The following is a 9,067-nucleotide window of genomic DNA, read 5'->3' on the forward strand; positions in this document are numbered from 1 at the left end:
GGGCCGGTCCGTCGGCGGGGGGATCAGGCCGGCAGGACGGCTTCGATCGCGGCGGTCAGCTCGGCCGACTCCGGCTCGATGCGCGGCCGCAGGCGGGCGGCCACGGTGCCGTCGGGGGAGACCAGGAACTTCTCGAAGTTCCAGCTGACGTCACCGGTTTCGCCCTCGGCGTCGGCGACCTGGGTCAGCTGCCGGTACAGCGGGTGCCGGTCGTCGCCGTTGACGTCGATCTTCTCGAACAGCGGGAAGGTGACGCCGTAGGTGGTGGAGCAGAAGGTCTGGATCTCCTCGGCGCTGCCCGGCTCCTGCCCGGCGAACTGGTTGCAGGGGAAGCCCAGCACGGTGAACCCGCGCGCGGCGTACCGCTGCTGGAGCTTCTCCAGGCCGGTGTACTGCGGGGTCAGGCCGCACTTGGAGGCGACGTTGACGATCAGCAGCGCCTTGCCCTTGTACTCGGCCAGGGAGGTGGGCTCGCCGGTGAGGGTGCGCAGCGGGATGTCGTACAGGCTCACGGGGGTGGTCCTTTCGGCAGGTGTGTGGAACGGAGTCTCGCCGAGCCACCGTAGTGGCCGCGACCACCTGGACCGGGCCCGACCTACCGGTCTTCCGGCAGATCGGCCCCGAAGGCGGAGAAGTCGGCGCTCGACCAGTGCTCGGGGCGCATCCGGAGCGTGATGTCGGCGGCCAACTGTTCCCGGGCGGAGGCGAGGTAGTCGCGCGCGGCCTCGGGCGGCAGGTAGCGGTTCGCGAGGGCGGCCCACTCGTCAGGGTCGAGCCGGTCCTCGATCGCCACCACCGGGCCCTCGACGCTCACGTACGCGGCCGGGTGCTGCTCGTGCTGGGCACAGAGGGTGAACCGCCCGGCGGCCCGGATCCGTCGGGCCTTGACGGAGTCGCGGCCGGTGATGACGGTGAGCAGGCCGCCCGGGACGTAGGAGTACCAGACCGGTACGGCCAGCGGTCCCCGGTCCGGTCCGGTGCCGGAGTCGACGGCCAGCACGCCGACGTGCGGTGCGGCGAGGAACCGCTCGCGCTCGGCCCTGTCCATGGTGAAGGGCATGGTGTGCGCTCCCGGGGGCTCCGGGCCCGCGCACGGAGGTCGGGCGCGAGCGTCTTCCGGTTTGTACCCGGTACGCCTCCGGGCCACTCGGCGGGCGCAGCACGGCGCCCGCCCCGAGTGGCCCACGGCGGGCTCAGAGCACGAGCGGCTTGACAGCGGTCGGCGCGTGCTCAGGGAGGGTGGCGATCTCCTCCCACTCGTTGACCTTGTCGATGTCGGCGGCGGCCATCGAGATGTTGGTGACCCGCTCCAGGATCGCCTCGACGACGACCGGGACGCGGAACTCGGCGGCCAGCTTCTTGGCCTCCTCGAAGGCCGGCAGCAGGCCCTCGGGCTCGGTGACCCGGATCGCCTTGCAGCCCAGGCCCTCGGCGACCCGGACGTGGTCCACGCCGTAGACGCCCAGCTCCGGCGCGTTGATGTTCTCGAACTCCAGCTTGACCTGGAAGTCGATGTCGAAGGTGCGCTGCGCCTGGCGGATCAGGCCCAGGTACGCGTTGTTCACGAGCACGTGGACGTACGGGATGCGGTGCTGGGCGCCGACGGCCAGCTCCTCGACCATGAATTGGAAGTCGTAGTCGCCGGAGAGCGCGACGACCTGGCCCTCGGGGTCGGCGGTGGCGACGCCGAGCGCGGCCGGGATGGTCCAGCCGAGCGGGCCGGCCTGGCCGCAGTTGATCCAGTGCCGCGGCCGGTAGACGTGCAGCAGCTGCGCGCCGGCGATCTGGGAGAGGCCGATGGTGGTGACGTAGCGGGTGTCCGGGCCGAACGCCTTGTTCATCTCCTCGTAGACGCGCTGCGGCTTGAGCGGCACGTCGTCGAAGTGGGTGCGGCGCTGGAGCCGGGCCTTGCGGTCCTGGGTGGCGGCGGCCCACGCGCTGCGGTCCTTGAGCCGTCCGGCGGCCTTGAGCTCCTGGGCGACCTGGAGGAAGAGCTCCAGTGCGGCCTTGGCGTCGGAGGCGATGCCGAGGTCGGGGGCGAAGATCCTGCCGATCTGGGTGGGTTCGACATCGACGTGGACGAAGGTGCGGCCCGCGGTGTAGACGTCCAGGCCGCCGGTGTGGCGGTTGGCCCAGCGGTTGCCGATGCCCAGGACGAAGTCGGAGGCGAGGAAGTTCTCGTTCCCGTAGCGGTGCGAGGTCTGGAGGCCGACCATGCCGGCGTTCAGCTCGTGGTCGTCGGGGACGATGCCCCAGCCCATCAGGGTCGGGACCACCGGGACGCCGGTCAGCTCGGCGAACTCCCGCAGCAGTTCGGCGGCGTCGGCGTTGATGACGCCGCCGCCGGCGACGATCAGCGGGCGCTCGGACGCCTGGAGCAGCGCGAGGGCCTTCTCGATCTGGATCCGGTTGGCGGCCGGCTTGTAGACGGGGAGCGGCTGGTAGGCCTCGGGGTCGAAGTCGATCTCGGTCAGCTGGACGTCGATCGGCAGGTCGATCAGGACCGGGCCCGGACGGCCGGAGCGCATCAGGTGGAAGGCCTGCTGGAACACGCCGGGGACCTGTGCGGCCTCCAGCACGGTGGTGGCGGCCTTGGTGACGGGCTTGGCGATCGAGGCGATGTCGACGGCCTGGAAGTCCTCCTTGTGCAGGCGGGCGACGGGGGCTTGGCCGGTGATGCACAGGATCGGGACGGAGTCGGCGATCGCCGAGTACAGGCCGGTGATCATGTCGGTGCCGGCCGGGCCCGAGGTGCCGATGCAGACGCCGATATTGCCGGCCTTGGCGCGGGTGTAGCCCTCGGCCATGTGGGAGGCGCCCTCGACGTGCCGGGCCAGCGTGTGCCTGATCCCGCCGGAGGCCTTGAGCGCGGCGTAGAAGGGGTTGATGGCTGCGCCCGGCACGCCGAACGCGACCTCAACGCCTTCGAGCTTGAGGATCTCCACGGCCGCGCGGGCGGCTGTCATACGAGGCATCGGGTCTCTCCTGCGTCGGCCCGCAGTGGGTCGGAGGGCTCATCTCCAGAATTCCACCATACGGAAGAACGGTTTCTGTATGTGGAAATACGGTACGGCTGGGCTCGGCGGGGCGTCAAGGGGAGGTTCAACAGAATGTGGAAGCCGGCCCAGGGGGTGAAACCGCAGGTCGCTGCGGCCGTCCGGGGGAGGGGAGGCGGAGCCGGGTTCGTACAAGTGGGCGCCGATCGTGCTGGTGTACCCGGGGAACCGGCCGTTCCGCGGCGGAAAGCGCGGCCGGTGTGCAGTGCGGGTGAAGGGACGGTGCCCGAGGTCGGCCCACCCTGCACCCCTGGGTACCGTCGGTGGCACGCCGGGCCCGTGATGTCCAACTGAGGCCGTGGTAAGGGGGATTCGGGACGGTCCGGGAGCGGGGGAGCTCCGGCGGCCGGTCCCGTCCAGGACCAGCGTGCCCGGTCCGCCGCACCCGAGCGAGGGACGCACCCCCTGGCCGCACCGACCCGACACCCGCCGCCGCCGTCCGGTCCGCCCGGACCTGCGGCCGTACCGCTGTCGCCCCCGTGTGGTCCACCTCCCTTCTCCCTCCTCACCCCACCCGGCGACCTGCTCACCCCCCTGCGACTTCCTCACCCCCCTGCGACGGCGTGCCCGCAGAGGCGGGCGCGCGAAAGGAACGCCGCCATGCGCTGTCTCCCTGCCCGCCCCCCGGTGGTGACCGGGTGAGCCGAACGCCCCGCCGCCGCAAGGCCCCGCCGGGCCACCCCGGCAAGGCCGCCCCGCCGGGCCGCCGCCGGCCCCCGCTCGCCGTGCTGCGCGCCGTCCCCTGGCGCTACGACCTGCCCGCCTCGCTGGTGGTGTTCCTGGTCGCCCTGCCGCTGTGCGTCGGGGTGGCGGTCGCCTCCGGCGTCCCCGCCGAGCTGGGTCTGGTCACCGGCATCGTCGGCGGCCTGGTCGTCGGCGTCCTGCCCGGCAGCAGCCTCCAGGTCAGCGGCCCGGCAGCCGGGCTGACCGTCCTGGTCTACGAGGCCGTCCAGCGCTTCGGCGTCACCGCCCTCGGCCTGCTCGTCCTCGGCACCGGGCTGCTCCAGATCGCGATGGGAGCGCTCCGGCTCGGCCGCTGGTTCCGGGCGATGTCCGCCTCGGTGGTGCACGGCATGCTGGCCGGCATCGGGCTGACCCTGCTGTTCGGCCAGCTGTACGCGCTCGCCGACCGCCGCGCCCCGGCCACCGGACCGGAGAAGATCGCCGGACTGCCCGACCTGCTGGCGGACGTGGTCACCGGCGTGGCCAACCCGAGCGCGGTCGCCCTGGGCCTGGCCACCCTGCTCGTGCTGGTCGGCTGGAAGTACCTGCCCGGGCGCGTCGCCCGCGGCGTCCCCGCGCCGCTGGCCGCGGTCGGGCTGGCCGCCGCCGTCACGGCCGCCGTCGACCTGCCGGTGGCGAGGGTCCGGGTGTCCGGCCTGCTCGACGTCGTCCACCTGCCCGACCGTGCCGCGCTCGGCGCGGTGGCGGGCACCGCCGGCCTCGGTACGGTCGTCGCCTTCACCCTGATCGCCTCCGCCGAGACGCTGTTCAGCGCCGCCGCCGTCGACCGGATGCACCACGGCCGGCGCACCGACTACGACCGCGAGCTGACCTCCCAGGGCATCGGCAACACCGTCTGCGGGCTGCTCGGCGCCCTTCCGATGACCGCGGTGATCGTCCGCAGCGCGGCCAACGTCCAGGCGGGGGCGCGGACCAAGGCCTCGCGCACCCTGCACGGGCTCTGGCTGCTGCTGTTCACCGCGCTGCTGCCCGGCGTGCTCGGGCTCGTCCCGCTCACCGCGCTGGCCGCCGTCCTGGTCCACGCCGGCGCCAAGCTCGTCCCGCTGCGGCGGATCGCCGCGCTCTGCCGCGGCCACCGGGGCGAGGCGCTGGTGCTCGCGGTGACCGCGGGCGCCATCATCGCCACCGACCTGTTCGAGGGTGTGCTGATCGGCATCGGCCTGGCCGTGGCCAAGTCCGCCTGGCAGACCTCGCACCTGCAGATCGGCCTGGAGGAACTGGTCCTGCCGTCCGGCGAGGCCCTGCAGCGCGTCCGGCTCAGCGGCAACGCGACCTTCCTGCGGCTGCCCCGGCTGCTGGACGCCCTGGAACGGCTGCCGGCCGACCGGCCGGTGGAACTCGACTGGTCCGGGCTGCGCCACCTGGACCACGCCTGCACGGTGGCCCTCACCGCGTGGGCCGCCCAGCACCGGGCCCGCTCCACCGCTCCGCTCGCGGTCGAACCGCCGCTGCCGACCGTGGTGTGAGGCCGGGCGGACGCGGCCCGGGCCACGACGGGGCCGTCGACGGACTGACCCCGCACAGTCAGTCCGTCGTGCCGTCCGTCGAGCCGTCCGGCGGCCCGGTTCTCAGCCGTCCGCCGGGCCGGGGGCGCTCAGCCGGTCTGGCCTGGGTGTGCCCCGGCCGGGGCGGGCTGGGCGGCCGGCTCGGCCGTGGTGCGCCGGATCAGCAGCCGGTCCAGGGCGTACGGGCCGGAGCCGAGCACCGCGATGGCGAGGAAGGCCCAGCAGAACATGACGGAGGGTTCGCCACCGTTCTGCAGCGGCAGCAGGGAGTGCTCCTGGTGGACGGTGAAGTAGGCGTACGCCATCGAGCCGGAGCAGAGCAGGGCGGCGGTCCGGGTGCCGACGCCGAGCAGCACCAGGGCGCCGCCGACCAGTTGGATCAGCGCGGCCCACCAGCCGGGCCACTGGCCGAGCGGGACGGTGCCGCCGCCCTTGGTGCCACCGAGGACGCCGAAGAGCGAGGCGGCGCCATGGCAGGCGAAGAGCAGTCCGACGACGACCCGGAAGGCCGTCAGGACGAGCGGGCGGGCGGCCTCGGCCGCCTGCTGGGGAGAGGTGGGAAGGTTCGCGGGCATGGGGAAAGGCCTCCTGTGGGGGGAGGAGGAGGTACGGGGCGGTAAGGGTAGCCTTGGTCTAGTCCACTTGGCAATGCTCCGTCAGATCCCACGTGTGTGACCTTCGGGGAGGATCTTGACCGATCGTTCTGGAAAGGGTTAGCGTTCACCCATGGCGCGAACGAAGGAATTCGACCCGGACGTGGTGCTCCAGTCGGCCCTTGAGCTGTTCTGGCGGCGCGGCTACGAGGCCACCTCGATGGCCGACCTGGTCGAGGAGCTCGGGATCGCCCGGGCGAGCATCTACGCCACCTTCGGCAGCAAGCACGAACTGTTCCTGCGGGCGCTGGAGCGGTACGGCGAGCAGGCTGACCCGGTGCTGCTGGCCGAGCTCTCCCAGCCCGGCCCGGTGCTGCCGGCCGTCCGCGCGCTGGTCCGCCGGTTCGCGGCGGAGTCGGCCGGGGACGGCCGGGAGCGCGGCTGCTTCGTCACCAACACCGCCGTCGAGCTCGCCCCGCACGATCCCTCGGCGGCCCGCCAGGTGGGAGCCAGCCTCGCCCACCTGGAGACGGTGCTGACCGCCGCCCTGGTGCGTGCCGAGGCGCGGGGGGAGCTGCCCGCCGGGCGGGAACCCCGGGCGCTGGCCCGGATGCTGATGGTGTTGATGCAGGGCATGCGGGTGATGGGGAAGACGGCCGACGGCGCGTCCCGGGTGCGGGACGCCGCCGAGCAGGCGCTGGTGCTGCTCGACTGACGGATCGATTTGCGGATCGTGGGGCGGTGGTGGGGTGACGGTGGAGGTCGCCTCTTGCTGTCTCAATACTGGACCGAACGGTCATTTTGTGGAGGAGGGGGGTTTCCATGAGTGTCGCCACGGCCGACCGGCCCGGCTTCGCGCTGCTCGGCGGCGTGCAGGCCGCGCTGATCTTCACGATCATGATCCTGTCCGTGCCGCTGCCCCTGGTGGCCCGGGAGTTCGGGCTCGGTCCGTCCGGCGTGCTGCTGCTGAGCGCCGCCTACGGACTCTCCTTCAGCGCCCTGCTGCTCCTCGGCGGGCGGCTGACCGACCGCCACGGCGGCCGCCGGCTGCTGCGGGTGGGCCTGGCCCTGCTCGGCGCCGCCTCGATCGCCTGCGCCCTCGCGCCCGGCTACCCCGTCCTGCTGGCGAGCCGCTTCGCCCAGGGCGTCGGCGCGGCCCTGGCCGCCCCGGCGGCGGTCGCCGTGGTCCGGGTGCTGCGGCCCGAACCCGCCGACTACCGGCGGGCGATGGCCGCCTGGGGCGGCCTCTCGGTGCTCGGCGCCACGGCGGGCAACCTGCTCTCCGGCGCCGTCGCCGCCTGGGTCTCCTGGCGCTGGCTGTTCGCGGTGCCCGTCCTGGTCGCCCTCGTCGGCCTGGCCCGCTCCGGCTCGCGGCCCCGCGCCCCCCCCCCCCGCGCCCCCCGCGCGCCCCCCCCCCCGCGCCCCGCCCCCCCCCCCCCCCCGCCCGGTCGACCGCCCGCCGACCCGCCCGGCCGACCGTCTGCCGACCGCCGGCCGGCCCTGGATCTGCCCGGCGCCGCGCTGGCCGCCGCCGGTGTCTGCGCGGCCAGTTACGGCCTGGTGGCGTCCACCGAGCACGGCTGGCGAAGCCCCGGGACGCTGCTGCCGCTGGCCGCCGGGCTCGCCCTGCTGCTCGCCTTCGCCGCCGTCGAACGGCGCACCGCCGACCCGCTGCTGCCGCCCGGCTTCCTCGCCAACCGCCGCCGGGCCACCGCCCTCGCCGCCGTCATGGCGACCGCCGCCGGCACCGCGCTGACCTTCCTGCTGCTCGCGCTCTACCTCCAACAGGTCCGCGGCTGGGGCGTGCTGGCCACCTCCGCCGCCTTCCTGCCGTACGCGGCGGCGCTGCTGACGGCCGGCCGCCTGGCCGGGCCGCTGACCGCCCGCTACGGCGCCGTCGTGGTCACCGCCGGAGGGCTCGCCTTCGCGGCGGCCGGGCTCGGCCTGCTGGCGGGCCTCGCGCCCGGCAGCGACTACGCCACCGGGCTGCTGCCCGGGCTGCTCCTGCTGCCCGCCGGGGCCGCGGCCGCCTTCGCCGGCGCGGCCGTGCTCGCCACCGCGGGCGTGCCGCCCGAGCGGACCGGCCTCGCCGCGGGCGTGCTCAACACCGCGATGGAACTCGGCCCCACCGCCGGGGTGGCCGCCCTGATGGCGCTCGCCGCCACCCGCCCGAGCGTGGTCGGCGGCTACGCCACGGCCTTCGCGGCGGCGGGCGCCGCCCTGGCCCTCACCGCCCTCGCCGTCGCCACGCTGGCGCGGGCGACTCCCGAGGCCGCCACAGAGACCGACACCGCCCCAGAACGCACCATCCAGATCAAGGAGCACCTCTCATGACCACGCGTTTCACCGACAAGTCCGTCCTGGTCACCGGCGGCGGCAGCGGGATCGGACGGGCCGTGGCGCTCGCCTTCGCCCGGGAGGGCGCCCGGGTCGCGGTCGCGGGCCGCAGCGCGGGCCCGCTCGCCGAGACGGTCGAGCTGATCGAGCGGGCGGGCGGCAAGGCCGTCGCGCTGACGGGCGACGTGGCGGACGGTCAGGATGCCGCCCGGCTGGTCCGGGAGACCGTCGAACTCCTCGGCGGCCTGGACGTCGCCGTCAACAACGCCGGGGTGTTCGGCGCGGTCGGCCCGGTCGCCGACATCGACGAGGACGAGTGGCACCGGGTGTTCGCGGTCAACCTGACCGGCACCTGGCTCGCCATGAAGCACCAGATCGGTCACATGCGGGCCCACGGCGGCGGCGCGATCGTCAACGTGTCGTCCAACCTCGGCGTCCACATGCGGGTGCCCGGCCTCGGTGCCTACGCCGCCAGCAAGGCCGCCGTCACCGCGCTGACCCGCAGCGCCGCCCTCGACCACATCGCGGACGGCGTGCGGATCACCATGGTGAGCCCCGGCCCGGTGGACACCAGCATGTCCACCCGGCCCGGCGAGAACGCCGACGACAAGGCCGCGCGGATGAAGGACAGCCTCCCCGTCGGCCGGGCGGGTGCGGTCGAGGAGGTCGCCGCCGCGGTGCTGTACCTGGCCTCGTCCGAGGCGGGCTTCACCGTCGGCGCCGACCTCGTCCTGGACGGCGGCGCCACCGCCTGACCCAACGACGGCCCAACGACCGGGCAGTGCCCCGGCGGTGGGGCCGCGCGAGATACACACAGGGGGCCACCGCCCGG

8 protein-coding genes are annotated in these 9,067 nt (G+C 74.3%); 4 read left to right on the forward strand and 4 right to left on the reverse strand.

Features of this window, described 5'->3' with window-relative positions; genetic code table 11:
* Nucleotides 1-23 precede the first annotated feature (23 nt).
* The 3 genes from ACFV6I_RS33910 to gcl form a co-directional block, all read right to left on the reverse strand.
* Nucleotides 24-512, reverse strand: a complete 489-nt coding sequence (locus tag ACFV6I_RS33910; RefSeq protein WP_063346095.1) for a glutathione peroxidase — start codon at nt 510-512, stop codon at nt 24-26.
* A gap of 83 nt (nt 513-595) precedes the next feature.
* Nucleotides 596-1,060 carry a pyridoxamine 5'-phosphate oxidase family protein gene (locus tag ACFV6I_RS33915; RefSeq protein WP_063346094.1) on the reverse strand — a complete coding sequence of 155 codons (465 nt, stop codon included), beginning with the start codon at nt 1,058-1,060 and terminating at the stop codon, nt 596-598.
* Between the two features lie 133 nt (nt 1,061-1,193).
* The gene (gene gcl, locus ACFV6I_RS33920) at nt 1,194-2,975 is read right to left on the reverse strand and encodes a glyoxylate carboligase (RefSeq protein WP_380429555.1); all 1,782 of its coding nucleotides are present in this window, start codon (nt 2,973-2,975) and stop codon (nt 1,194-1,196) included.
* Nucleotides 2,976-3,781: 806 nt separating this feature from the next.
* Between gcl and ACFV6I_RS33925 the strand changes: the two genes are divergently transcribed.
* The gene (locus tag ACFV6I_RS33925) at nt 3,782-5,266 is read left to right on the forward strand and encodes a SulP family inorganic anion transporter (protein ID WP_380429563.1); all 1,485 of its coding nucleotides are present in this window, start codon (nt 3,782-3,784) and stop codon (nt 5,264-5,266) included.
* Between the two features lie 128 nt (nt 5,267-5,394).
* Here the strand turns inward: ACFV6I_RS33925 and ACFV6I_RS33930 are convergent, their stop codons facing one another.
* The gene (locus ACFV6I_RS33930; RefSeq protein WP_380429558.1) at nt 5,395-5,880 is read right to left on the reverse strand and encodes a DoxX family protein; all 486 of its coding nucleotides are present in this window, start codon (nt 5,878-5,880) and stop codon (nt 5,395-5,397) included.
* A 151-nt stretch (nt 5,881-6,031) separates the two neighbouring features.
* Between ACFV6I_RS33930 and ACFV6I_RS33935 the strand changes: the two genes are divergently transcribed.
* From ACFV6I_RS33935 to ACFV6I_RS33945, 3 genes are all read left to right on the forward strand, one after another.
* Nucleotides 6,032-6,613, forward strand: a complete 582-nt coding sequence (locus tag ACFV6I_RS33935; protein ID WP_363372936.1) for a helix-turn-helix domain-containing protein — start codon at nt 6,032-6,034, stop codon at nt 6,611-6,613.
* 107 nt (nt 6,614-6,720) lie between these two features.
* Entirely contained in the window at nt 6,721-8,232 is a 1,512-nt protein-coding gene (locus tag ACFV6I_RS33940) for an MFS transporter (RefSeq protein ID WP_380429560.1), read from the forward strand.
* A complete protein-coding gene (locus ACFV6I_RS33945) occupies nt 8,229-8,990 on the forward strand; it encodes an SDR family NAD(P)-dependent oxidoreductase (RefSeq protein WP_380344512.1) in 762 nt (253 codons plus the stop codon). Before ACFV6I_RS33940 ends, ACFV6I_RS33945 begins: the two co-directional genes overlap by 4 nt.
* Nucleotides 8,991-9,067: the final 77 nt, after the last annotated feature.

This window comes from Kitasatospora sp. NPDC059803 (assembly GCF_042732255.1).
GTDB lineage: Bacteria > Actinomycetota > Actinomycetes > Streptomycetales > Streptomycetaceae > Kitasatospora.